Here is a 22756-nt window from a genome sequence, read left to right as displayed (position 1 = left end):
TTTTAATAATTTTAATAAATTTAGAGTTTCACTCTGATAACACTGATTAGTAAGGGGGAGTTTTGAAGAGGGAGGTTGAAAATATTTAATCTCATGCTTGGCATTAATAAGAACTACAGACATAAAAAACCAAGTCATCAGACTTGGTTTTAATTGATATGTTATTAGTTTCTTCTTATAAACTTACTACATCAAACGTCACGTTAGGATTAACATCAGCTTCATAGTCAATGCCGTCAATACCGAACCCAAACAGTTTTAAGAACTCTTCTTTGTATTCATTGTAATCGGTCAATTCAGCTAAATTTTCAGTGGTCACTTCAGCCCAAAGCTCACGGCAATGCTTCTGAATTTCTTCACGTAACTCCCAGTCATCTAAACGTAAGCGGTTATCAGCATCAGTTTCTGCAGCTGTTCCATCTTCACGGAATAAACGCTCGCTGAACATGCGGTAAATTTGGTCCATACAACCTTCATGAACACCTTCTTCACGCATTTTCTTGAACACCATTGCAATATACAGTGGCATAACAGGAATAGCAGAACTGGCTTGCGTTACCACACTCTTAAGCACTGCAACATTAGCTGAACCGCCAGTTGCTGATAACTTAGTGTTTAATGCATGTGCTGCACGGTCTAAATCCATTTTGGCTTTACCAAGCGCACCGTGCCAGTAGATCGGCCAAGTGATTTCAGTTCCAATGTAGCTATAAGCGACTGTTTTACAGTTGTCGGTTAATACGCCAGCTTCACTTAAGGCGCTCATCCATAATTCCCAATCTTCACCGCCCATTACAGTGACTGTGTCAGCAATTTCTTGCTCACTTGCAGGCTCAACTGATGTTTCGATGATAGTGTTTTTATTCGTATCTACAGCTGTCGCAGTGTAAGTCTCGCCGATTGGCTTAAGACTTGAGCGGATAACTTCACCCGTATCAGGCAGTTTACGAACAGGTGATGCTAGTGAGTAAACTACCATATCGATTTGACCAAGGTCTTCCTTAATCAACTCAATCACTTTTTGCTTAGCTTCATGGCTAAAGGCGTCACAGTTAATACTTTTAGAATATAACCCTTCAGCTTTAGCAAACTTGTCAAAATAAGCTGAGTTATACCAACCCGCAGTACCAGGCTTAGTTTCAGTGCTTGGTTTTTCGAAGAAAACACCAATAGTGGCAGCATCGCTACCAAACGCAGATGCGATGCGCGAAGATAAGCCATAACCACTTGAAGAACCCACTACAAGGACCTTTTTAGGGCCATTAGCAATTTTGCCTTTCGCTTTAGTTAATTCAATTTGTTCTTTTACGTTAGCTTCACAGCCAATTGGATGCGTAGTGGTACAAATAAAGCCACGTGTCTTTGGTTTAATAATCATAATTTCGTTTCTTCCTTTAACAATGGCCCTAGGATAAATAGTTAGCCGCCGAAATGGCACTCATTTTTGTTAAAAATGGCCATTTAACTCAGTGGTTGGAGCAGTTTAGCGTTTTGCCGAGAGCTGAGTTTGCTCTGCAATTAATCTGCGAGTGTATTCATGTTGTGGGTTTTCGAACAGCTCTTCAGTGGTGTTTTTCTCAACCATGACCCCTTTTTTAAGCACCATAACTTTGTCACTGAAGTGTCTGACCACATTTAAATTGTGAGTCACAAAAATATAAGATAAGCCCATTTCTTTTTGTAATTTGAGCAATAAATTTAAAATTTGCGACCGTACTGATAAATCTAGTGATGTTAGCGCTTCATCAGCAATAATAATCTTGGGGTTTAACATTAAAGCGCGTCCCACAGCGACACGTTGTTTTTGTCCTTCCGATATCATATGCGGATAAAAGCTGGCATGTTCTGGAAGTAAGCCCACTTTACGTAGGATATCAGTCACTTGTGCTTTTCGTTCAGCACTTGTCATATCGGTATTAAAGCGTAAAGGTTCTTCAAGTAATGCACCAATGGTCAATCGTGGATTGAGGGAGGTGTTAGGGTCTTGGAAAATCATACGAATTAAATGACAGCGTTGCTTTAAATTACGCGCTTCTAGCTCTTCGCCTTCATATTCGAGCGTACCAGTAGAACGAGACTCTGCACCAACTAGAATTCTTGCCAAGGTACTTTTTCCTGAACTTACTTGGCCAACAATAGCTAAGGTTTGGCCTCGTTCAAGCTCAAAAGATACAGTTGAAAGCGCTTGATTATACTGCGCTTTAAAACGCTTATAACCAATAAAGTATCGCTTGCTGAGCTCAGTGACATTAAGTAATGGCGTCGTCATCTTCTATCTCATTGTTATATGGGAAGTGGCAAGCAAAATAGCGATCTTTTTCATGGGCTAAATTGGGCTGAATAACACATTCTCTTTGCGCATCAGGGCAACGAGGGCCTAAGCGACAACCCGCTGGTAAATGTTGCAATGACGGCGACGAACCCTGCAAAGAAGGCAAATAGGATTTATGGCGCATTTTACCAGTGTGTTCAGGTAAGTTTTTAAATAGGGCCTTGGTATAAGGGTGATAAGGTTTTGTCAGTAGCTCCGAAACTGGACCTGATTCCATAATTTGACCGCTATATAAAATACTGATGCGATCACACCATTTAACTAAGGTTTCTAATTCATGACTCACAAGTAAAATAGACACGTTTTGCAATTGATTGAGTTGTGACAGTAACCGAAAAATTTGCGCTTGAGTACTCAGTTCCATGGAATTAGTCGGTTCATCGGCAATTAATAGTCTTGGATGGTTTGCAACAGCCATAGCAATCATGACTTTTTGGCACTCGCCTTCTGTGAGTTCCCATGGGTAGCTTTTCATAATGGCTTTAGGTTTTTTAATCCCCACTTTATGAAGCCATTTTTGAGCGGTTAAATGGGTATCTTTAGAACGACGCCAAAAAGGCACCGCTTTATTTGGCGTTAAAGACTCTATTAGCTGACTGCCGATGGTTTTAACCGGGTCTAAACTGCCTGAAGGGTCTTGAAAAATCATCGTCATATCAGTGCCCATTAAGTTTCGGCGCTGTTTAGATGTCATTTCAAGTAGGTTTTGCCCATCCCACATCATACGGTCTGCGATGATATTCCAGTTTGGCCCTAAAACACCGAGTACCGCTTTCGCTAATAAACTGCGGCCAGAACCTGATTCACCGACTAGCCCATGCACTTCACCTGGGTTAATGGTTAAGCTGACTTTTTCAAGCACTTTGACTGTGCCTTGTGGAGTATCCAGCTCAATGGTGAGGTTTCTGATATCAAGTAATGGCATAGGTTAATTTCTTATCGGCGCTAACGCCGAGCGTAATCCGTCACCCACTAAATTGATGGATAACACCGTAAATAAAATGGCAAGCCCTGGAATTGTAATTGTCCAAGGTGCAATAAGCAGGCTACTTAAACCTTGATAAATCATTGACCCCCACTCAGAACTGGGTGCTTGTGCACCTAAATTCAAGAAGCCTAAGGCTGCAATATCCAAAATCGCAACTGAAATAGCAATGGTGGTTTGAATGATAACCACATCCCACACATTAGGCATGATCACATACCAAAATATCTGGATTTGGCTAGCACCATCAAGTTTAGCGGCTGTAACGTATTCTTTTTGTAACTCTTCATGCACAGCTTGATGAATCGCGCGAACAAATTGTGGGGTTAAGGCAATACCCACAGCCCAAAACACATTTGATAGCCCAGGACCTGTGACTGCGACCACTAAAATAGCTAACAATAGAGATGGAATTGACAGCAATGCATCTAATAAATGGCCTAAAATACTCGACTTTAAGCCGCGCATCATTCCTGACAACGAGCCAATAATGAAACCAACAACAAGGGCGCATACCACGACGATTAATGACATCCCAAAAGTGAGCCTGACGCCATGTAAAATTCGACTAAATAAATCACGGCCTAAATCGTCGGTGCCTAAAAAGTGCGAAACATGACCTGCTTGATCCCAAGATGGGGGCAGTAAAATCGCATCTGGATTTTGTAACTCTGGCTGAAAAGGGGCGAGCAATGGACCTAAAATAACCAGAAGTAATAGAAATATCACCGCCCATAAACCTGCAACTGCAAAAGGGTTAGATGCAAAAGCATGCCATAACTGCCCAAGCGGTGAGTCTATTTGTTCTTCTTGGTAGAGTTTTTTAATCGGCATACAGTTCTTTCCTATTAATGGGATTAATAGTGGTATGCAGTAATTCAATCATAATACTCAAAAAGATAATTAATAATGAAACCGACAAGATACCTGCTTGGATCACGGTGTAATCTCGTTGATATATAGCATTAATCAACCAAGAACCGACTCCAGGCCAAGCAAATATTACTTCGACAATAATGCCGTAACTTGCAAATGAGCCAAGCATTAAACCGAATGCTTTTAACACTGGAATAAGCGCATTGGGCAGGGCATGTCTGATTAGAATACGGTATGTACTTAACCCTCTGGCCTCTGCAGCACGGATATAGGTTTGAGTCATGACGGTCACCATAGCTTGGCGGGTGATCCGGATAACCACAGTAAAAGGCAATACGGCTAAGGTGACAGCAGGCAGTATGATATGCAGTAAAGCATCTTTAAACGCCGACATGCTGTAACTTGACTCAGATAACAATGTATCTATCAACATAATACGAGTGACGGGCTCTATTTCATATAATAGGTTAATTTGACCAGAAATCGGTAACCATTCTAATTGCACACCAAACCAAAGAGCGAGGGTTAACCCAAGCCAAAATACTGGAATGGAATAGCCGGTTAAGGTAATGGCTAAAATACTACGCTGCACTGATTTACTGGAACTAAGCGAGGCTAACACCCCTAACGGTACGCCGAAGAAGACTGCAATACAGCCAGCAAATAATGATAGTTCAAATGATGCAGGTAATACGGCACTTAACTCTTCAGCCACATCTTGCTGTGAGTTAACTGAAATACCTAAATTTCCTGATAATCTTTGCGTTACATAGGCATAAAACTGACTGAACTGGTTTTTATCTAATTTGTAGTCTTCAACAGTTTGAACTTGTTGTTCTTCGGTAGGGAACTGAATACCGGTAAGCGCATAGCCTTTTTCTACAGGAAACATGCCCGTTGCAAAAAATAATACCGCCATCATTACTATCGATGTAGCAATAAAAAGGTTCAGTCGTCTTATAAGATAGCGCCACATTAAGGTTGAACCTCCTGTTTAATCAGCTCAACTCCGGAAAATGACATACCACCGTATGGATTGACATTTTTAATGCTCACGTTGGTATTTTTCAGCAGTAGCTTTTGGGCGTGCGCGATATTGACCAAAGGTACTTGCTCATGAATGATTTTCTCGGCCTGTTTGTAAAGCCTTTTTCGTTCTGGCTTGGAAAGCGTCTCTTTAGCTTGTGATAACAAAGTATCCAGCTCAGTAGAACACCAGCGGGAGCGATTGTTATTGGACTCAAGTGCGCTGCAACTTAACAGTGGCGTAAAAAAGTTATCTGGGTCGGTGTTGTCAGCATTCCAACCAATGAGTACAGAGTCGTATTCACTGGAAATAAGTTTCTGAGTGAATACACTCCAATCGTAACTGACGATGTTAACCGTTACGCCGATATTCGCTAAATCCGCTTGAATGAGCTCAGCGGTTTTAAGCGCATTAGGGTTATAAATTCTGACGACAGGCATCGCCCAAATATCAAAGCTTAAATTTGTGACGCCAGCTGCTTTTAACAAACGTTTAGCTTCTTCAGGATCGTAATGCTTGGCGTCTTCTGTTTCTGTATAAGCCCAAGATGCGGGTGGCAACATGCCCGAAGCGGCGACGGCAGTGTCATGATAAACCACATTGAGAATGTTTTGTTTGTCTACAGCGTGGGCCAAAGCATGACGTACTCTGACATCATCCAACGGTGGCTTTTGGGTGTTGAATGCCCAAAATGCTACGTTTAAACCTGGCTTAGTACGTAATTCAAGGTGCTTATGTTTGTTTATGACAGCAAGTTCATTGGCTTTGGGTAGTGCGGATACTTGGCAATCTCGAGTAATGATTTTAGCTAGTCTTGCTTCACTTTTACGGGTGATATCAAAAACGAGTAAATCAATCTTGGCTTGTTCCCCCCAATAGTACTGATTACGTTTGAAGCGTATATATTCGTTTTTAGCATATTCAGCTAAATAAAATGGCCCTGTACCAATGGCAAAGTAGTCGATATTTTCAGGTGTGCCAGCTGCCAGTTGTTGTGCAGCGTATTCAGCGGATAATATAACGGCAAAGTCGGTGGCAAGGTTAGATAAAAATGACGCATCTTTATTGGCAAGATGGAACACAACTTCGTAATCATTAATTTTTTCAATTTTGCTTACTAAATTAGCAAAATCAATACTTTGAAAAAAAGGATAACCGGTTCTGCTTACTAAATGATATGGATGTTCTGTATTGATAATGCGTGCAAACGAAAAGATGACATCATCAGCGTTAAAGTTGCGGGATGGACTAAACAAACTGTTGTAGTGGAATTGTACATCTTGGCGCAGTGTGAATCGATATTGCAGCCCATCATCTGATACCGCCCAATCTGTCGCGAGTGCGGCGCTATAGTCAGATGAGTCATCATTGTAATCAATTAAACGATTATAGAGTTGATTAGAGCTAGCATCGATGGTGGTGCCTGATGTAATGAGCTGCGGATTAAAGGTTTCAGGATTACCTTCTGAGCAATACACAATCCCAGATGGAACATTGAGCTCACCACAAGCTGTTACTAAAAAAGATAGTAAGCAAAGTAATGCTAAGGGATTCCAACGTTCTCTAATCACACGCATTTTTTTATCATTCAATTTTTAGGCTGTAAACGACTATTTTAGCAGTGTTAATAACTTAGGAGCAAATATCATCTTAAGCCTTTTCCAATAAGTTGTACTTTTTCAAAATACCGCGCAACTGGTGATAGCTTAATCCGAGTAACTCTGCGGTTTTCTTTTGATTATATTGACTCTCCGCCAAGGCTTTCTTTAATAGTTCAACTTCATAGTTTTCTGTATGATCTTTAAAGTTGATAGGGAAACTAAACTGGCTATTGAGTTGGCTTGTTTGATGTTGAGCTCCTTCTGCACTGCTTGCTGAGCTTGTATTACTGTCCTCAGGGCTATTACTTTCATTTGGCGCTGCACTGCCATGTGATTCTGCACTAGAAGTCGCTGGGGCTTGTCTTTCTCGGGTTTTTACTCGACCAGTTGGTCGATAAGGGGAGGCAAATGGATCGAGAATAATATGGTCAATTTCATCACCGTCAGATCCTCGGCGATAAACGCTTCGCTCAACCACGTTTTTAAGTTCACGAATATTGCCCGGCCAGCGGTGCGACATTAATTGCTCTATTGCGATGGGACTAAATCCACCGAAAAAATCTAAATTCAGCTGTCTTGCCATACTGATAGCAAAATATTCAGCTAAAGGCATAATGTCTTCTGTTCTGCATCTAAGCGGCGGTAGCGTGATTACATCGAATGCAAGTCTATCGAGTAAATCGGCGCGGAACTCACCATTTTCAGCGAGTGAAGGTAAATCTTCATTGGCAGCACAGACGAGTCGAACATTAGTTTGTACTGTTTTACTGCCGCCAACACGTTCAAACTCACCATATTCAATGACACGTAATAACTTTTCTTGAATTAACCCTGAAGTGTTAGCAAGTTCGTCTAAAAATAGTGTGCCGTCATCTGCGCGTTCAAATCGACCTTCATGTTTTCCTTTCGCGCCAGTAAAAGCGCCAGACTCATGGCCAAATAATTCGCTTTCTAGTAAAGATTCACTTAAAGATGAACAATTGAGCTTAATAAACTCTTGATCCCATCTGGCAGATAGATAATGTAGACGTTCTGCGATAAGTTCTTTACCAGTACCACGTTCGCCGATGATTAAAACCGGCTTAGATAGTGGGGCAACTTTAGACACATGTTCCAATACTTCTAATAAAGCATTGGATTGTCCGATAAGATTGTCTTGCTCAAATTGTCTAGTCACTGTAATTTTTAGTCTAATACGCTAACAAGTGGTGAAAATCATAATAGTTGGCTAGCGCTTTAAAATAAAGAAAAAGTTAATATTTTGGTTAACTTGTTGAAAAATAACACATATAAAAAGTTGGCACGGCTTGTGAATAGTAATATTCGACATTAACAAAATATTTGAGGGACACATTATGGGAATCTTCTCACGCTTTGCAGACATCATTAATTCAAACATCAGTGCTTTACTAGATAAAGCTGAAGATCCAGAAAAAATGGTTCGTCTGATTATTCAGGAAATGGAAGACACGTTAGTTGAGGTTCGTTCAACTTCTGCCAAAGTGTTAGCAGAAAAGAAAGAACTACTGCGTCGTATTAGCCGAGTGCAAGAGCAAGTTATCGATTGGCAAGCAAAAGCAGAATTAGCTTTATCGAAAGATAGAGAAGATTTAGCAAAAGCTGCATTAATTGAAAAACAGAAAACAGTCACCATTCTAGAAACATTAGAAATGGAACTGCAAGTAGTTGAAGAGCATATTGCCCGTCTTAAGCAAGAAGTTGAGCAACTACAAGAAAAGCTTAATGATGCTAGAGCTCGTCAGAAAACCATCATTATGCGTAAGCAAACTGCAACTTCACGTTTAGAAGTGAAAAAGCAGTTAGATTCAAGCAAAATTGATGACGCGATGGTGAAGTTTGAGAATTATGAGCGTCGTGTTGAAGGCTTAGAGTCACAAGTTGAAGCTTATGATATCGGTAAGAAAAATAATCTTGCAGATGAGTTTGCTGCATTAGAAGCTGAAGACTCAGTCAACGAAGAATTAGAGGCTTTAAAAGCAAAAGTTAAAGCTAAATCAACAACTAAAACAACTACTAAATCAAGTAAGTAAACTTTTTCAGAGGTGAGTTATGGATATGGATCTTCTTATTGCCCCAATTATTATTTTTCTTGTGATTGTGGCGCCTATCTGGTTGGTTCTTCATTATCGCAGTAAGCGACAAGTGAGCCAGGGGCTCACTGAGGCAGAGTTTACACAACTGAACGAACTGATTGCCCAAGCTGATAAAATGGGCCAGCGAATCGAAACATTGGAAGCTATTTTAGACACGGAAGCACCAGAGTGGAGGGGAAAACATGAGCAAGGCTAACGGTCGTACATTATACCGAATCCCCAAAGCGGGTAAAATTTCAGGAGTTTGCGCAGGGATTGCCGACTACTTTAATTTTGAAACCTGGTTAGTACGTGTTATTGCGGTATCAATCTTTTTAGTGGGTGGTTCTGGACCAATATTAATCATCTACATTGCATTATGGTTAATTTTGGACAGCAAGGTTGAGGAGGTGACGACAAAACCGCACCATAAAGATATTGAAGTGAAGAAAAAAGTTTGGCAAGCAGGTGAGCCAGCTAAACGCGCACTTCATGAAGTAAACAGTCAGTTCTATGCGCTTGAGATTAGATTACAACGTTTAGAGCGCCACGTGACTTCAGATAATTTCGATTTGAAACATGAAATTAATAATCTGTAATCTTGTTCAATCTGCTGTAAGTAGGCTCTTTCTAACCAGAGCAACTAAAATCCAATGGGCGGTATCCCGCCCTTGATTTTTTCCTTTCCTGCCTAAATGTTATAGTAATCAGCACAGCAATAACTCCCCAAAATGATCACCAACACTTTTTTGAAATACTTTTTGTATAAGAGTTGGTTTTTAACAGATAACTTGAGATAAATTATGAGCTTTATTGATCGTTCAATCAGTAAAATTTCCAAAAAAACGCATCAATTAGTGCATCGTAGCACCGATAGACATGTGCGTTTAGCTGTAACGGGGTTATCTGGCGCGGGTAAAACTGCTTTTATTACTGGGCTGGTCAATCAAATGCTTCATGCTGGCAGTAACGTTAAACAAAACCCTTTACCGCTATGGCAAGTCTCAAGGGATAATCGGCTTATTGGTATTAAACGCACTATGCAGCCAGACCTAGCCATAGCAAGTTTTGATTATCAAGGTGGGATGAATGCTCTGACTTCATCTCCTGCGACTTGGCCAGCTTCAACACGTAATATTTCCGAGCTCCGTTTAGCGATAAAATATCGTCCCAGAAAGGGCATATTAGCCAAAATATCAGATACGGCGACTTTATATGTCGATATTGTTGACTACCCAGGTGAATGGTTGTTGGATTTACCTATGTTGAAGCAAAGCTACGTTGAATGGGTAGCGGGCCAACTTGAAGTGAAAAACCGCTTAAGACATTCGCCATATTTTTCTGCTTTTGAGGACGCGATTAACGCACTTAATTTAGCGGAGGTGGCAGATGAACATAAGTTAAAGCAAGTTGCCGATTTATATCAAACTTTACTCATTGATATGGTGAACAAGCAAGGTTTCTACCTTGCTCAGCCAGGGAGAATGTTATTACCAGGCGAGTTTGCTGATACGCCATTGTTAGCCTTTTTCCCATTGGTTAATTTATCTTTAGAGCAACTCACTGAGCTTGAAACGTCACCAGATGACAGTTATTACCAAGTATTAAAAAAACGCTATCAGGAATATGTAACAGTCGTGGTTAAGCCTTTTTATCGCGATTATTTTGCAAGCTTTGACCGTCAATTGGTGCTGGTGGATTGCTTCAATGGGCTAAATAGCGGTAAAGAACAATTTGAAGATATGGGGAATGCGTTAAATAGCATTGTTGAAAGTTTTCATTTTGGTCAATCGAGCTTATTAAAGCGTTTGTTCTCGCCGAAAATCGATAAATTATTGTTTGCGGCAAGTAAAGTGGATAGGGTGACGCGCGATCAACAAAGCCATGTACTGAGCTTATTGACCGATATGCTTAAACATAGTCAACATTTCGCCAATTATGAAGGCTGTGAAGTAGAGACCATGGCTATTAGTGCAATTAAAGCAACACAGCACGGTATGGTAAATACCTCATCTGGCGAGCAAGAAGTGGTTCGCGGTATCGATGAAAATCATAATATGTTGACTATTTTTCCTGGTGAAGTACCGCAATCATTACCAGAAAATGCATTTTGGCAAAAGCAGGGCTTCAACTTTGTTTCGTTTAATCCGCCTAAATTGAATAACAACGCGACGTCAGATCCACGCTTTGAACATATTCGATTAGATCACTTACTGCAGTTTTTACTGGGGGATAAATTACAATAATGAAGCCATCTCAATCGCACCATTCAAGTGATAACGAATCAATGCAGCAAACTAAATTAAAGCAGCAGCAGGTATTTGCGTCTGAAACTACAGAAGAGCCTCAAGTCAAATCGAGTCAGTCTTACGCCGAGGTTGAGTTCCAGTGTGAGTTAGCCTTAGCTGAAATTGTAGAGGACATTGATGTTATTGAGCCTACAAGGTCAGCTAAACGTTGGTCGCCATTAGCGAAGCTTTCTTTAGTTGGCATAAGTTTAGCTGTGATTGTACAAACCTTACTAGGGCTGCATGCTGCTTTTTTACAAAGCCCATGGTTATTTGGTTTTTATGCCTCGGTGACAGGTGTGATCCTTGCTTGGGTATCTACGATTACGTTGGCTGAATGGCGAAAATTAGTAAAATTAAAACATGTTGCCGATACTCAAGTTACTGGCGAGCGATTATCACAAAGTATGCAGCGAGGAGAGGCGGAAAAGTTTATATCGCCTTTATTATCTCAGTACCCAGAAAGTACGGGGAAACAGCAATATAGCGCAATGAATACCAGTGAGCATAACGATGCTGAAATGGTGCTGCTGTTTGATGATTTAGTTGTTTCTGATCGTGATGAAAAAGCTAAACAAATTGTTAGCCGGTATGCTGCTGAGTCAGCGTTATTACTGGCTGCTAGTCCATTGGCTGTTTTAGATATGGCGATTATTCTATGGCGTAACCAACGAATGATTAATGCTATCGCTGATATTTATGGTATCGAATTAGGGTATTGGAGCCGAATTAAGCTGATTAAAAGTATTATTGTTAATATCGTTTATGCTGGGACAACTGAAGTGGTTGCCGATCTCGGTACCCAACTACTATCTGTTGAAATGACTGGTAAGTTATCTGCAAGACTTGCTCAAGGTCTTGGTGGCGGTTTACTGACTGCAAGATTGGGTTATCAAGCAATGACGTTATGTCGTCCTTTAAGTTTTAAAGAACAAAATAGACCTAAACTTGGCCAGATCCATCAACAATTATTAACTGAATTGAAAACGTTTTCTGCATCTATGATGCAAAAGAGTAAAGTTAAGTCTGCGTCAGAGACCCATAAAGACTAAGTTAAATTGAGTTTGATAATAAAAGTTGACTAATATTTGAACTATTTGGATTATTGACTACAGTTTTATGACAGTGATATTTCAGGGGGCATCTTAAAGTGGCTTTGTCGCTTTGAAATTTTACTGAATTCACCGATCACGGATAGGGAAGAAGATCGGTTTTAAATAGGACTTAAAGGAGTTAACAATGAAACATCCATTTCTAATGGGCGTGATGTGCGTCTGCGTTTTATCTATTGGGATTTCACAGCCAAGCTTTGCAAAAGAAGCGACTGTAGCCAAACAAGCTCAAACTCAAGCTAAAACGACAAAAGTTAATATTAATAAAGCCAATGCTGCTGAATTACAGCAATTAAAAGGCATTGGTGAATCTAAAGCTAAAGCGATTGTTGATTATCGTGCGAAGCATGGCAAATTCAGTAACCTTGAACAACTTAGCCAAGTATCGGGTGTCGGTGATAAATTAATTGAACAAAATGCGAAACAGATTAGCTTTTAATCAACTGATTAATTCGCAAAGTAGTCAGTTAACAAAAAGGAGCCAGTGGCTCCTTTTTTATACTCATTTAAAATCAAATGATTTCAAATCTAATTTTCACAAAAACTCAAAAACGACTATTGCGCATTTAACTGCTGTCCATTTATGTCTGCAGCATCATCGCTCATCAAATAAAGATAGGTTGGCATGATGTCTTCAGCTGTTTTTAATGTTGCAGGATCTTCGCCTGGATAAGCTTTTGCGCGCATTTCTGTGCGCGTTGCACCTGGGTTGATGCTATTAACGCGAACACTTGTGCCTTCACACTCGTGAGCTAAAACTTGCATCATGCCTTCAGTTGCGAATTTTGAAAACGAATATGGGCCCCAGTAAGCACGACCTTGTCTGCCGACACTACTTGATGTAAACACTAATGAAGCAGAAGGTGCTGCTCGCATAATAGGCAGTAGCGCTTTAGTAAGGATCACTTGCGCAGTTACATTGATTTTCATTACATCTTCTAAAGATTCCAAATCAATATGTTCGAATGGGCCTAATGCGCCTAATAAACTAGCGTTATGTAAAACGCCATCTAGGTGACCGAATTGCTCTGCAATGGTATCGGCCATGTCTTTATAATTTTGCTCAGTAGCACCTTTTAAATCCAATGGCACGATGGCAGGTTTTGGATAACCCGCTTGTTCTATTTCATCGTAAACGGCTTCTAACTTGTTAACTGTTTTACCGAGCAAAATGACTGTAGCGCCATGTTTAGCAAAAGTAATTGCCGCAACACGGCCGATGCCAGCGCCAGCACCTGTGACAAGAATTGTTTTATTATTTAATGAATCTTTTTTAGCTTGATATTCCAACATGGTTCTATTTTTCCTTCGGCTGCAAAAGCACGTCAATTCTAGATTCGAACAAAAGATAAACGATCGTTTTAAACAAATGACTGATAAATGTTAACGTGTAGTACTTTTGCATGTAACAAATATGTAGCTAACTCAATAGTTTTACGTTAACTTGAGATGAGTTAAGGACAAAAATAAGTCCTTATGGTCATGTGTTTACGCTATTGTGACCAATTTTTGGGGAAATTAAAATTATTACAACAAGATTTGGGGAAAAAAGATGAAAAGACTCATATTGGGTGTTGCAATTGCATCTGCTCTTGGGCTTAGCGGCTGTAGTGAAGATAGTTCAAATGAAGCGAAGGATTCAGTCGAGCCACTCATTCCATTCTCTCAAGTGGTTTTCGACCCTGCAGCGGGTGATGTGCCACTGCCAAATGACCTTTTATTTAACGGCACTACAGATGGCACGTTAAATATTCCTGGTGAAGACGGTGTTGATTATGTCGACCCTTCATTAGCTCTTGGCGCATTAGATGGCTGGTCTACTAGCTCTCCAATATCGATTTCAGTCGATCTGCCAGAAGATAATAATGGTGTCATGCTCACTTTAGATGCAGCTTCAGTGTTCCAACCAGGCGCTGTGCGCATGTTTGAAGCAACAGTTGGTGGAGCATTATCAACCGATCCAGAATGTGCTGCAGAATTAACGCTTTCAGCGTGTAAAGTTGGCGATGAACTTCAATTTGGGGTTGATTTTGTCGCACAGGCTTCTGGTAATAGCATCGCTATCGTGCCAATTAAACCGCTTAAATCAAACCAATCTTATATTTATGTCACTACCAGCCTGATCCAAGATTCTGCTGGTCGTGCGATAGAGCCATCAAGTACTTATAACTTACTTAAATTAGATATTGATACCGATCCGCTTGCAACCGACGAGCAGTTATTGCTTCAAGGTTTAGTTAACAGCTACGAAAAAGGTATTGCTGCCGAACACGGCGTTGATCCAGAAACGGTTTCTTATTCAGGTTTGTTTACCACTCAGTCAGTTGCTGATGTTTATGAAACCTCTAAATTGTTAATGGCTTCAAGCGATCCTTATAAGCCTTCATTTCTTAGCCCAATAACGCCACTTGGCGTTACAGTTGCTCAAGCTTTGGGACTAACTGAAGCGGATGGTATTGCTTTTGTTGTTTCTGATATGGCTGACTTGTATGCCGCGACTGTTAAATTACCCATTTATGGTGATTGTTCATCTGTAAGTTGTGTTATTCCAATTGTTGATGGTGCGCCTACTGCGCCAAATGGTCGTTGGTTTGCTCAAGGTGATAGCCCGGTATCTGTATTACTCGCACTTGAAGCGGGTACGATGAGTGTTGCAAACTTCAGCTCACAAGCAGTAGCGCAGGGTGTTGACCCAGCCGCCGCATTGCAAAACCCAGCGTTAATGGCGGGTAAGTCTTGGATGCTTGATGATGGCACTGATGCCGATACCACAAAGCATTTGACCAAGTTCAACCCAATCCCTGCGATCATGGGTTATGAAGATGTTAATGTTCAAATTACTTTGCCTAACGCGGCTAAGTTAGCAGCATTCAGCGAACAAGCTCAACTGCCTTTTGTGGCACCAACTAATGGCTGGCCAACGACGATGGCGCTGCATGGTCTTGGTGGTACTAAGCAAATGGCATTAGCCTATGCTGGTAGTTACGCTGCTTTAGGTATTGCAACGATTGCCATTGATATGCCTTTACATGGCGAGCGTTCATATGATGCGGATGGTGATGGTGTTTATGATATCTCAGCAACCAGTGATGTATTTGGTCCTGCATACGCTAACGGTAACCCATTAGTGTTTGTTAACGTGGCAAGCACTTTAACCGTTCGTGATAATTTCCGCCAAGCAACATTAGATCATTTAGGTCTTCGTTTGTTACTAACCGGTATGTACACACAAATCGCGCAGGCTGGTGGGCAACAAGTATTTGATATCAGTAAAATCAGTGCTCAAGGTTTAAGCTTAGGTGGCATTGTCGGTACAACATTATCAACTTATGCATCTACTGGTCTAGTTGACCCAACAACCGGTACAGCATTACCTAATGCTTACGGTATTAATGCTGCTTCACTTGTTGCGCCGGCTGGTGGTTTAGCTGGCTCATTTGCAGGCTCACCAACATTTGGTCCTGTTTTGTTTGAAACAGTAACAGGTACAGCGGATTTCCAAGCATTGGTTGATGCGGCTAATACAGGTGGGTTTGAACCTGGTACGCCTGAGTATGCTGCACTTGTGCAAGCGGTTTACGCTGAATTTATTCCTACCTTTGCATTCGCAGTGCAAACCGCGGTTGATTCAGCAGACCCAATTAACCATGGTGCAATGTTAGCTGAAACCCAATTGCCTGTTCATTTAATTGAAGTGGCGGGTGATGGTGCTGGTAACTTACCGGATCAAGTATTACCTAATAGTGTTGAAGGCTTCCCACTATCAGGGACAGAGCCTCTTATCTCTGCACTAGGTTTAGGTTGCGTTAGTTCAACTAATGCAGGTTCTGGCGCGGTGAGATTTGCTAAAGGTCATCACAGCTCGATTGTTAGCCCTGATGAAATTGATGGCGTAACAGATGGTATGGCTGCGCAAGCTACAGTTGAAATGCAATCTCAAGTAGCGGCATTTGCTAAGTCAGCAGGCTTAGGTGCAGCAACGATTCTTGTTGATAATGCAGATGTTATTGTACCTTGTAGCTAATTAATGATGTTTAATTGTTAATTGACTAAAAACCCAGCATTTGCTGGGTTTTTTATTGTCTACTAGCTTCAACTTCCTGCTAAGATAACCCACAATTATGTTTTTCTTTACGGAGTGTATTTTGGAGTTTTTATCTGAGTACGGCATGTTTTTAGCTAAAGCCGTCACGATTGTCGTTGCAATTCTTGCCGTTGTGATTGTTGTGCTTGCTAGCAGCATGAAGCAAAAAGCAGACAAAGGTGAGCTTAAGCTAACGGATGTCACTGACGAGTTAAAGCAGCTTGAAAAAGAGTTAAAAGAAGAGCTGTTTACTAAGAAGCAATTTAAGGCTTATGAAAAGCAATTAAAAGCTGATGATAAAGCGGCTGAGAAAGATGACACTTCTCCATCAAAAGTTTTTGTTATCGACTTTAAAGGTAGCATTGATGCCGGTGAAGTTGCTTCTTTACGTGAAGAAATTACTGCTATTTTAACCGTTGCTGATAAAGATGACCAAGTGTTGGTTAATGTTGAAAGTGGTGGCGGTATGGTGCATGGCTACGGTTTAGCATCAAGCCAATTAGATAGACTAAAACAAGCCCAAATTCCTTTGACTATCTGTATCGATAAAGTCGCTGCTAGTGGTGGTTATATGATGGCATGTGTGGCCGATAAAGTGTATGCAGCACCTTTTGCTATTGTAGGTTCAATTGGGGTTGTTGCGCAATTACCGAACTTTAGTCGACTATTGAAAAAGCATGATATTGATTACGAACAGCACACTGCTGGCGACTTTAAGCGTACATTGACTGTGTTTGGTGAAAACACGGATGAAGGTCGTGAGAAGTTTCAGGAAGAACTTGAAGAAACGCACGTGTTGTTTAAAGAGTTCGTCAGCAAATATCGTCCAGATATGGATATTGCTAAAGTCGCAACCGGTGAGCATTGGTACGGTCAGCAAGCGATTGAACTGGGTTTAGTCGATGCTATTTCTACCAGCGATGATGTTATTTTAGGCCTAGCTAAAGAACATCAAGTGATCAAAATTAAATATCAAATGAAAAAGAAGTTAGCAGATAAGATAGCACATGGTGCTTCGCTATCTGTTGATGGGGTTTTAAATCGTTTGATGGAGCGTGAAAACGCAGTTAAATAATTAAGGATATCGATGCAGCAAGAGTCGGGTTATAAAGCGAATATGATGGTAGGTGATCAATGTTATCCTGCCTTTGAATTACGTAATTTACTCAATTTTATCGATATTCACCTAGGTGAAACGGTTGCTGCTGATATCTACCAAAAACTGGGCTTAGGGCCATTAGAACTTAAGGCGATGCAGTTTGTTTATGTATGGCAAGTTGAGTTCGCGATGGAGCAACTACGCACCCTCAGTCCAGATAAAGAGATTGGTGCCCGCTTGGGTGCCAGTTATCAAGTTGCTTCCCTCGATGTTCTTTTACCCTTCTTTGATCAATTCACAACTTTGGGGCAATGTCTTAAATTTGTGATTCAAAACCCTGATTTAGCAGGCAGTTTTGCTGATACCTTAGTTCTAATTGAGGGGGACACTCTATGGGTGCGTTGGCTCAATACCGGTAAAGTCAGCGAAGACAAGTTTGCCTTTCAGTTTCATCATAGTGTTTGCGCTTTACTTGGCGCTGCGAGGCAACTCGTTGATGAGCCAGTCTATATTGATGAGATTCATTTTGCTTGCCCATGTTGCAATACCGACTTTCTCAGCCAAGAGACCGGTGCTACCATGGTATTTGACTGCGACTTTTTTGAGTGGGGCATCAAAATGGAAGTGCTAAATTCTCCCTTAGCATTTCAATTTTCGCAAGTTAAACACAATAAATCGGTGCCAGAGGCCACTTCTTTTATTGATAAAGTGTTAACAAATATTCGGCACTCTATGCCAAACCCACCTAAATTAGAGCAATTTGCGTTAAGTATGCACATGAGCGATCGCAGTTTACGTAGGAAGTTATCTGCTGCTGGCACGACATATCAGAAGTTAATCGACCAAGTTCGCTGCCAAGCGGCAATTAATTTAATTTTGACTGATAAGCTATCCATTGAGGATATTGCTGAGACTTTGGGTTATGGCGATGTATCTCACTTTAGGCAAAGCTTTAAACACTGGATCGGTTATCCTCCTGGACATTTCCTAAGACTCAATCAAGCCTCAAAACAGTAATTTTTTGAGTAAAAAGCAGGGAGTCCGTTGTTAACAATTATCTCCTGTATATTAGCTTGGTGTTACTCGCTTTGCATTATTGGCAAGTTGCTATGGTTGCCGACATACTATCAATCCAACGTTTAACTAACTCAGTGCCTTCAGAATGAATTATTTCTCGACCAATCGGCGGCATTTTGTCTTTTGGGGAAGATAAGATTTGGCGATAATGCACTATTGAGCGCTCTGCGTTTCCTGGCACAATGTCATAAGCTAAACCATTAGGACCACCATCCCAGCCCGGAGGTTGTTTACAAACGCCATATTCAAAAGATGTGTGGTCGACAAAGTAGCTTAACCGCAGCCCTGAAATACTCGCAAAGCCCTGTTCGTTATGACAATGTGCGCAGTTAATATCTAAATATCCTTTCGCGCGATTTGTTAAATCTGCTTCACTATTGTCTAGAGCATAAGATTGATCAACAGTATCTAATTCAGGTAATCCAGACAGCATTTTCCTATCTTGCCAAAAACTCAATTGATTCACTTTATTACCATTTTCTTGAACTATATTCCGATTCAATAGGTGTGCTTTTAAACCAATTGGATTAATTCTACTAATATCCTCTTCATTGATTTGGTGGCAAATTTTGCACTCCACTTTACTGGGGATATGGTAATCAAAGGTAATGGACTCGCCTTGATTATTTAAGGTATGAGTTACATTGGCGCCGGCGATAATCAGTGAGGCAATGTCTTGTTGCCACTGATATGTTAGCGCAGTCCAACCCGTTTCCCTGTGGATCATCAGTCGGGTTTCAATCAGCTTTTCGTTGCTGGTTCCGGTTAACTGAGTATCAAATGGCAGTGCAAATGTTTTTACTAACACGCTGCCAATTGGAAGTGAAAAAGCCTGTTGCGGGTTAAAAACCATCGACTGACTTTCGGGTAAATATATGAATCGATACTTACTGGCATAATTTGAAAATAATTCCGTGGACAACTGATAACCTCGGCCTGGCTCTCGTGGTGCATGAGTTGGTATTGAAGGGTCGATAAACAAGCCATAATCACTTAAATTAGGGCAGTCTTTGCTCATTAACGCCTGCCAATTTACTTCTGTATTGGTTAACTGACAAACATCATCTGAACCATCTGGCTGTTCAGGTGTTGTTGGCGTGGCTGGCGTACTAGGTGTTGAAGGAGCTGAGGGTGTTGACTGAGCTGAGGGCGCTGTTGACGTATTTGAATCATTACTGTCTGATCCACCACAAGCCATTAATACTGAGCTTAATAGTAAGATGAGTAGCGGTATTAGAAAGTTAGTTTTGATTTCAGCGTAATGAGTCATCAACAGTATCCTGCATTTTATAATTACTTGCCCCAAACTTTGAACAGATTTTGGTCGTTATGATTGGTTAGTGAAATGAAAGAGGATGAACCTAGGTTCATCCTCTAAAGTGGCATTCTATGAACAAGACGCCGCTGGTAATCGCTTAATCCATTCATTGATCAAGGCAACACCTTCATCGTGAGATAGACTTCGGCCAATCTCTGGCATTCTATCTCCAGGATCATTAGTTTCCATTCTAAAGTGTAAAATAGACTCTTCAGGGTTACCTGGTACAACATCAAAGCCTAAGCTACCACCACCATAAGCGACTGGTGACTTACATGTTCCGTGGGAGAAACCTGCATCTTCAGCATAGCTACGCCAATACTCAAGCTTTAAGCCTGTGTTAGACGCGTTGCCTTCAGGGCGATGACAATGAGCGCAGTTAATATCTAAATAGCCTTTTGCAGCAGCCATTAGTTCAGTATCTGACATTGAACTAATACTATCTTCATCGCCATCTTGATACTCAGGTACCATATCAACATCTGTTAGGCTCGGAAGTCCTTGTAATATGCCTGCAGATTGCCATTTGGTTAACTGGTTCATGCTGCCATCTACATAAGCATAATCACGATTTAAATGACGTGCTTTAGGTCCGATAGGCATGAATACCGCATTACTGTCCTCATCAGCTTTAAACTGGTGGCATTGTTTACATTGGTTCATGTTGGGTACCACATAATCAAAGCTGAGCATTTCACCTTTATGGGTGACTTGCTTACCTTGAATCGCCCCAGCTTTAGCTAACACAGCATCTGACTTGTCTGCTTTCCACACATAAGGAAGCGCACTCCAGCCAGTTTCACGATGGATTAATAACCGTGTTTCGATTAAATCTTCATTAGCGAAGCCGCGTGCATTAGTGTTTTCTGGAAGTGCGAAGGTTTTACTGATCACTGTGCCAACAGGGAAGTCGAATGACTCATTCTCACTGTAGTCGGCTTTCGTTCCATCGGGTAAATAAACAAAACGATATTTGCTGGCATGATCGGTAAATAATGGTGTATTGAGATCGTAAGGTAATCCACCCGAATTTGGTGCATCGGTAGGGTTTGCCATGTCGGCAAATAGATTATAGTCAGACAAATTTGGGCAGTTAGCTTTTAATAGTGCATCCCAACTGACATTACTTCCTGATGCTTCACATAAACTTAAGTCGCCATCTCCTTCAAGGCCACCTTCGCCTTCACCGATTGAGCCTCCGCCACCGACTAAGGTGCCACCATCACAACCTGCGGTATCATCGTCGACGCCACAGCCAAAGATTTCATCGCCAAAGGTGACGGTATGGACAGGCAAACTGACTTGAGCACAATTCATTAATTCAGCTTGTGTTTTTTCATACAGTACATCAGCAATATTCATATCGGTATTATTGTTGGCATATAATTGACCAATACTGACATCACCATTGTTTTGCGCACAAATATTGTCACTGCCATCAGGATTAAACGGCAATTCTTGTAAACCTAGATATGCCGCTGTGCCATTATTAGACAACATTTCCCCTAAGCCATCATATAAAATCCCGGGGAGTGAGCCATGGGTTAATACATAGGCTTTAATGATGTCTTCGATTAAATAACCTTTAGGCTTTTGGCCATATCCTGAGATGACGTTATCGTGAATCGAAATATTGCGCGGAGTAGGGCGCCAACCATCTGCAATCGCTTGACCTGGTTGACCGTAATTACCCACAAATGTACTAATATCTGGCTCGGCAATAAAGAAACTTGAAATGGTTAAGCCAACAGTGTCGTGGTTAGTAATTTCGTTATTAAAAATCTCTACATCATCAGTCGATAAAACAATCACCCCAGTCCCAGGTGGTACAATATGAACCCCAGCAGGATTTGACGATGCATTGGCAAAGTTCAGGGTATTATTGTCATAAACCTTGTTATTAAAGATACGCACACTGGAGCCATAGCGGTGATTATTAATCGGTAAATCGAAGACTAAAATACCACCTGTGTTACCCACAGCTTCGTTATCATATACATCGGCATATTTTGAGTTTTCGATCTCAATGCCTGCGACGTTTTCTTTAGCGATATTACGTCGAACCACTATGTACTCAGATTGGCCCACATAAATACCCGCATCGGCGCTACCGCGAACATAGGTATCTTCAATCAGGATATTCTCACATTCAACAGGGTATAGGCCATAAGCGCCATTACCTTCATCAAGTTCGCCTTCCCACACTGTCGCAAGGCGTCTTAAGATGATGCCATTGGTGTTTTTTAGCTTAATACCATTATTTTTTGCTTCGTTAACCGATAAATCCTGAATAATAATATTAATCGCATTTTGCACGAATATGCCATCACCAGAGTTAGCTTCAGAGAAATCGAGTACGGTATCATCTTGGCCATACCCCATGATGGTAATATTTTTAGCAAAGCTACCATCGCCGTCGACATCACCATCAAACAATAAAGTGGATTCGATTTTGAAGTTACCTTTAGGCAGCACAATAACATCATTACTTTGTGCGTTAATTAGGGCTTCTTGAATACTGATAGTAAGGTTATCGCCAGCTTCGACCATTATCGCACCTTCAGGAAAGGTTGGGCCGGTTTCTGTGGGTGGTTGAACGACTGGTGGGGTTTCGGTAACTGTGGTGTCATCATCATCTGAACCACAACCTGATAAACTCATAGTGACAGCTGTTGCTACAATGGTAGGCACCAGCCATGGCATCTTCTTGTTGAACATAGCATCTCCTGCTTTTTATTATTTATTGCCTACTCCTTAAGTTCCGCTAGAGGAGTGGATACGATTTATTTCGCATAACTCCAACATGCCTTGTTTGTTATTTGTTAATCAATGTGAGATCTGGCCACATTTGATTAACATGCGTT

The 22756-nt window shown here is 41.1% G+C and carries 19 protein-coding genes; 9 read left to right on the top strand and 10 right to left on the bottom strand.

Features of this window, described 5'->3' with window-relative positions; translation table 11 throughout:
- Positions 1-175 precede the first annotated feature (175 nt).
- From fabV to pspF, 7 genes are all read right to left on the bottom strand, one after another.
- Positions 176-1378 carry an enoyl-ACP reductase FabV gene (gene fabV, locus BCU84_RS14560; protein ID WP_102528798.1) on the bottom strand — a complete coding sequence of 401 codons (1203 nt, stop codon included), beginning with the start codon at positions 1376-1378 and terminating at the stop codon, positions 176-178.
- Between the two features lie 105 nt (positions 1379-1483).
- Entirely contained in the window at positions 1484-2269 is a 786-nt protein-coding gene (locus BCU84_RS14555) for an ATP-binding cassette domain-containing protein (RefSeq protein ID WP_102528797.1), read from the bottom strand.
- A complete protein-coding gene (locus tag BCU84_RS14550) occupies positions 2250-3257 on the bottom strand; it encodes an oligopeptide/dipeptide ABC transporter ATP-binding protein (protein ID WP_102528796.1) in 1008 nt (335 codons plus the stop codon). Before BCU84_RS14550 ends, BCU84_RS14555 begins: the two co-directional genes overlap by 20 nt.
- Before the next feature lie 3 nt (positions 3258-3260).
- Complete coding sequence (locus tag BCU84_RS14545; RefSeq protein WP_102528795.1) at positions 3261-4151, bottom strand: ABC transporter permease subunit; 891 nt, start codon at positions 4149-4151, stop codon at positions 3261-3263.
- Positions 4141-5169, bottom strand: a complete 1029-nt coding sequence (locus tag BCU84_RS14540; protein ID WP_102528794.1) for an ABC transporter permease — start codon at positions 5167-5169, stop codon at positions 4141-4143. Before BCU84_RS14540 ends, BCU84_RS14545 begins: the two co-directional genes overlap by 11 nt.
- Positions 5169-6797 carry an ABC transporter substrate-binding protein gene (locus tag BCU84_RS14535; RefSeq protein ID WP_102528793.1) on the bottom strand — a complete coding sequence of 543 codons (1629 nt, stop codon included), beginning with the start codon at positions 6795-6797 and terminating at the stop codon, positions 5169-5171. The genes BCU84_RS14540 and BCU84_RS14535 overlap by 1 nt, the downstream gene beginning before the upstream one ends.
- A gap of 73 nt (positions 6798-6870) precedes the next feature.
- Positions 6871-7998, bottom strand: a complete 1128-nt coding sequence (gene pspF, locus BCU84_RS14530; RefSeq protein WP_102528792.1) for a phage shock protein operon transcriptional activator — start codon at positions 7996-7998, stop codon at positions 6871-6873.
- Positions 7999-8176: 178 nt separating this feature from the next.
- Here pspF and pspA point away from each other — a divergent pair, with 178 nt between their 5' ends.
- From pspA to BCU84_RS14500, 6 genes are all read left to right on the top strand, one after another.
- Complete coding sequence (gene pspA / locus BCU84_RS14525; protein WP_102528791.1) at positions 8177-8872, top strand: phage shock protein PspA; 696 nt, start codon at positions 8177-8179, stop codon at positions 8870-8872.
- A gap of 19 nt (positions 8873-8891) precedes the next feature.
- Positions 8892-9131, top strand: coding sequence for an envelope stress response membrane protein PspB (gene pspB, locus BCU84_RS14520; protein WP_102528790.1), 240 nt, complete (start codon positions 8892-8894; stop codon positions 9129-9131).
- Positions 9118-9513, top strand: a complete 396-nt coding sequence (gene pspC, locus BCU84_RS14515) for an envelope stress response membrane protein PspC (protein WP_102528789.1) — start codon at positions 9118-9120, stop codon at positions 9511-9513. The genes pspB and pspC overlap by 14 nt, the downstream gene beginning before the upstream one ends.
- A gap of 204 nt (positions 9514-9717) precedes the next feature.
- On the top strand, positions 9718-11160 hold the full coding sequence (locus BCU84_RS14510) for a YcjX family protein (protein ID WP_102528788.1): 1443 nt from the start codon (positions 9718-9720) through the stop codon (positions 11158-11160).
- On the top strand, positions 11160-12254 hold the full coding sequence (locus BCU84_RS14505) for a TIGR01620 family protein (RefSeq protein WP_102528787.1): 1095 nt from the start codon (positions 11160-11162) through the stop codon (positions 12252-12254). Before BCU84_RS14510 ends, BCU84_RS14505 begins: the two co-directional genes overlap by 1 nt.
- Positions 12255-12441: 187 nt before the next feature.
- Entirely contained in the window at positions 12442-12753 is a 312-nt protein-coding gene (locus BCU84_RS14500; RefSeq protein ID WP_102528786.1) for a helix-hairpin-helix domain-containing protein, read from the top strand.
- A gap of 116 nt (positions 12754-12869) precedes the next feature.
- Here the strand turns inward: BCU84_RS14500 and BCU84_RS14495 are convergent, their stop codons facing one another.
- The gene (locus BCU84_RS14495) at positions 12870-13607 is read right to left on the bottom strand and encodes a YciK family oxidoreductase (protein WP_102528785.1); all 738 of its coding nucleotides are present in this window, start codon (positions 13605-13607) and stop codon (positions 12870-12872) included.
- A gap of 259 nt (positions 13608-13866) precedes the next feature.
- Between BCU84_RS14495 and BCU84_RS14490 the strand changes: the two genes are divergently transcribed.
- The 3 genes from BCU84_RS14490 (at position 13867) to BCU84_RS14480 (ending at position 18514) form a co-directional block, all read left to right on the top strand.
- Positions 13867-16338, top strand: coding sequence for a VolA/Pla-1 family phospholipase (locus BCU84_RS14490; protein WP_102528784.1), 2472 nt, complete (start codon positions 13867-13869; stop codon positions 16336-16338).
- A 121-nt stretch (positions 16339-16459) separates the two neighbouring features.
- Entirely contained in the window at positions 16460-17473 is a 1014-nt protein-coding gene (gene sohB / locus BCU84_RS14485; RefSeq protein ID WP_198589587.1) for a protease SohB, read from the top strand.
- Positions 17474-17485: 12 nt separating this feature from the next.
- The gene (locus BCU84_RS14480) at positions 17486-18514 is read left to right on the top strand and encodes an AraC family transcriptional regulator (protein WP_102528782.1); all 1029 of its coding nucleotides are present in this window, start codon (positions 17486-17488) and stop codon (positions 18512-18514) included.
- A gap of 76 nt (positions 18515-18590) precedes the next feature.
- On the opposite strand, the gene BCU84_RS14475 is transcribed toward BCU84_RS14480, so the two are convergent.
- Both BCU84_RS14475 and BCU84_RS14470 read right to left on the bottom strand, forming a co-directional pair.
- A complete protein-coding gene (locus tag BCU84_RS14475) occupies positions 18591-19844 on the bottom strand; it encodes an SO2930 family diheme c-type cytochrome (protein WP_102528781.1) in 1254 nt (417 codons plus the stop codon).
- Between the two features lie 117 nt (positions 19845-19961).
- A complete protein-coding gene (locus tag BCU84_RS14470; RefSeq protein ID WP_102528780.1) occupies positions 19962-22610 on the bottom strand; it encodes a parallel beta-helix domain-containing protein in 2649 nt (882 codons plus the stop codon).
- Positions 22611-22756: the final 146 nt, after the last annotated feature.

The sequence above is a fragment of the Shewanella sp. 10N.286.51.B7 genome, assembly GCF_002873615.1.
In the GTDB taxonomy this organism is placed as follows: Bacteria; Pseudomonadota; Gammaproteobacteria; order Enterobacterales; family Shewanellaceae; genus Shewanella; species Shewanella electrodiphila.
The sequence above is the reverse complement of the archived record's forward strand: the minus strand, read 5'-3'. Positions and strand labels throughout refer to the sequence as shown.

Excerpts from the sequence above, each read along its gene's own strand:
- BCU84_RS14475 (WP_102528781.1), bottom strand. The coding sequence starts at position 19,844 with ATGACTCATTACGCTGAAATCAAAACTAACTTTCTAATACCGCTACTC.
- BCU84_RS14540 (WP_102528794.1), bottom strand. The coding sequence starts at position 5,169 with ATGTGGCGCTATCTTATAAGACGACTGAACCTTTTTATTGCTACATCG.
- BCU84_RS14535 (WP_102528793.1), bottom strand. The coding sequence starts at position 6,797 with ATGCGTGTGATTAGAGAACGTTGGAATCCCTTAGCATTACTTTGCTTA.
- pspB (WP_102528790.1), top strand. The coding sequence starts at position 8,892 with ATGGATATGGATCTTCTTATTGCCCCAATTATTATTTTTCTTGTGATT.
- pspC (WP_102528789.1), top strand. The coding sequence starts at position 9,118 with ATGAGCAAGGCTAACGGTCGTACATTATACCGAATCCCCAAAGCGGGT.
- pspA (WP_102528791.1), top strand. The coding sequence starts at position 8,177 with ATGGGAATCTTCTCACGCTTTGCAGACATCATTAATTCAAACATCAGT.
- fabV (WP_102528798.1), bottom strand. The coding sequence starts at position 1,378 with ATGATTATTAAACCAAAGACACGTGGCTTTATTTGTACCACTACGCAT.
- BCU84_RS14505 (WP_102528787.1), top strand. The coding sequence starts at position 11,160 with ATGAAGCCATCTCAATCGCACCATTCAAGTGATAACGAATCAATGCAG.
- BCU84_RS14495 (WP_102528785.1), bottom strand. The coding sequence starts at position 13,607 with ATGTTGGAATATCAAGCTAAAAAAGATTCATTAAATAATAAAACAATT.
- BCU84_RS14510 (WP_102528788.1), top strand. The coding sequence starts at position 9,718 with ATGAGCTTTATTGATCGTTCAATCAGTAAAATTTCCAAAAAAACGCAT.
- BCU84_RS14550 (WP_102528796.1), bottom strand. The coding sequence starts at position 3,257 with ATGCCATTACTTGATATCAGAAACCTCACCATTGAGCTGGATACTCCA.
- BCU84_RS14490 (WP_102528784.1), top strand. The coding sequence starts at position 13,867 with ATGAAAAGACTCATATTGGGTGTTGCAATTGCATCTGCTCTTGGGCTT.
- BCU84_RS14545 (WP_102528795.1), bottom strand. The coding sequence starts at position 4,151 with ATGCCGATTAAAAAACTCTACCAAGAAGAACAAATAGACTCACCGCTT.
- BCU84_RS14555 (WP_102528797.1), bottom strand. The coding sequence starts at position 2,269 with ATGACGACGCCATTACTTAATGTCACTGAGCTCAGCAAGCGATACTTT.
- BCU84_RS14500 (WP_102528786.1), top strand. The coding sequence starts at position 12,442 with ATGAAACATCCATTTCTAATGGGCGTGATGTGCGTCTGCGTTTTATCT.
- BCU84_RS14480 (WP_102528782.1), top strand. The coding sequence starts at position 17,486 with ATGCAGCAAGAGTCGGGTTATAAAGCGAATATGATGGTAGGTGATCAA.
- BCU84_RS14470 (WP_102528780.1), bottom strand. The coding sequence starts at position 22,610 with ATGTTCAACAAGAAGATGCCATGGCTGGTGCCTACCATTGTAGCAACA.